Genomic DNA, 2,099 nt, shown 5'->3' with positions numbered 1-2,099 from the left:
TGGGCCGGGTCCTTCCCGTCTGCCTTCTCTGTCTCCGACAGAGCAATGAAGAGGCAGCCGGGCCCCTCCCGAGGTCCCTTCCCCAAAACGGCCAAACGCTCTGCGTTTGATATGTTGCCGTTTTGGCCGGGATGACGCGGGGCTGGGCTTTGAGCGTTCCTCCGCCGAGTGGACCCCCCAATGCCTGCGGCATCGGTGCCCCCACAGATCTCCAACGCCCTCACTTTGTTTCGGGCGCTGGGATGACGGCGGAGAGCCGGGATGACGCGGGGTGTACCACGGGCGCGGGGGCGCCGGGAGGATGGCGGAGAGCCGACATATAGAGAACGGAGATACAAAACTATGTCATTGAGAGAAGACGATTTGTCCGTCAGGGAGACGAAGACCATCACCTGCCACGCTTGCGGCGGGCAGCATTCCTTTGACGCCTGGAAGGTGGTGAACGCGGAGCGGGATCCGGAGATGAAGACAAGGATCATGGACGGCGCTGCTTTCATTTTCACCTGTCCCGACTGCGGCGGGAAGACCCTGGCGGAGTATCCCATGCTGTATGTCGATCCGGAAAAGCGCCTGATGATACAGCTCCTGCCGGGCAACCGCGCGGCTGCCGGGACGGAACATCAGCTCGCCCGGCTACAGGACCTGAGAGGGGAGCGCCTTGTCCGGGCGGTGCCCTCCATCGAAACGCTGATGGAGAAGATACTGATCTTCGACGCGGGGCTGGACGACAGGGTCATAGAAAAGCTCAAGCTGCTGGTCCGCCTGCAGATACAGGAGGAGCAGCCTTGGGTGAAGCCCGGGATGATACTCTTTCACCGGGAAGACAACGACCGCTTTGACGTGTATGCCGACGGCCAGTTTTTCATGACTCACGAGTACCCTTTCCGGGCCTATGAGCTGATGTACCGGGACTCCGCCGACCGGCTGCCGGACCTCCGGGAGGACGGGCCTGTGATCGACGAAGACTGGGTGAAGAAGTATTATGGAATAGAGTAAGGGGGCAGGACCGCCGGGGAAACTATACCTGTGGAGAATGATCATGTTCAGAGAAATGAGACGATACAAGCAGCAGCTCAGCGCCGAGGAGTGCTTCCGGCTGCTGAAGGAGGAGCCCAGAGGAGTGCTGTCCATGGTGGGCGACGGAGGCTATCCCTACGGCATCCCCATGAACCACTGGTATGATGAAAAGGCCGGGGCGCTGTGCTTTCACGGCGCCGGGACGGGCCACAAGATCGACGCCCTGACCGCCTGCCCCAAGGCGTCCTTCTGCGTGTATGACAAAGGCTAAACCGAGGCGGGCGACTGGGCTCTCCACATAAAAAGCGTGGTGGTTTTCGGCCATATGCGTATGGTGGAGGACGAGGCGCGCAAACGAGAAATATGCGTGAATCTGTGCCGCAAGTTTTCCGACGATGAGGAATATCTGAGCAAAGAGCTGGAGCGGGGCTTGCCGCGGGTGCATTGCATGGAGCTGGTGATCGAGCATGTGACCGGCAAGCTGGTCAAGGAGTCCTGAGGAGCAGTCGGGGAGTGGCGTGTCCCGGCATCGGAACGCCCCCCGCGTCATCTCGGCGGTTGAGCGTAAGCGAAACCGGTAAGAGATCTACGGGGGCACCGACGGCCTTTGGCCGTTGGGGGGGCCGTATCGCGGGGCAGGGGCTGTTTTCCTTCTGTCCCGTTGGGTCTGTCCGTGTCCGCGGCTCGCGTCTTCGTGACAGGGGATCTCTTACCGCCTGCGCTGAGGACGCAGGCGCCGAGATGACGGTAATATTGAACGGGACAATACGCCCGGGCTTTGGTCGAGGGCCCTGCCGGGATGACGAGGATCGGGACTTGTCTCTTTCTCCGCCGTCATCCCAGCGCACATTATTGTGCGTTGGAGATCTGTGGGGGCACCGACGGCTGAAAGCCGTTGGGGGGTCCACATAGGCGGAGGAGCGTTCAAGCTCCGCTCTCTCGTCATCCCGGCCAAAATCGCAACATATGTAATGCGTCAGCATTACGCGATTTTGGGGAAGGGATCTCGGGCGGGACCCGTCTGACTCTTCCTTACTCACGCTTGCGTGAGAAGGCAGACGGGGAGGACCCGGTCTTCGAGT

At 60.9% G+C, this 2,099-nt stretch carries 1 protein-coding gene and 1 pseudogene; both read left to right on the top strand.

Annotated features, from left to right (window positions below):
- Positions 1 to 342: 342 nt before the first annotated feature.
- Complete coding sequence (locus tag IK083_02700; protein MBR4748466.1) at positions 343 to 996, top strand: CpXC domain-containing protein; 654 nt, start codon at positions 343 to 345, stop codon at positions 994 to 996.
- 43 nt (positions 997 to 1,039) lie between these two features.
- A pseudogene (locus tag IK083_02695) lies at positions 1,040 to 1,516 on the top strand (pyridoxamine 5'-phosphate oxidase family protein).
- Positions 1,517 to 2,099 lie beyond the last annotated feature (583 nt).

The organism is Abditibacteriota bacterium (assembly GCA_017552965.1).
GTDB lineage: Bacteria > Armatimonadota > UBA5829 > UBA5829 > UBA5829 > RGIG7931.
Note: the sequence above shows the minus strand (reverse complement) of the source record. Positions and strands in the feature narration are given on the sequence as shown.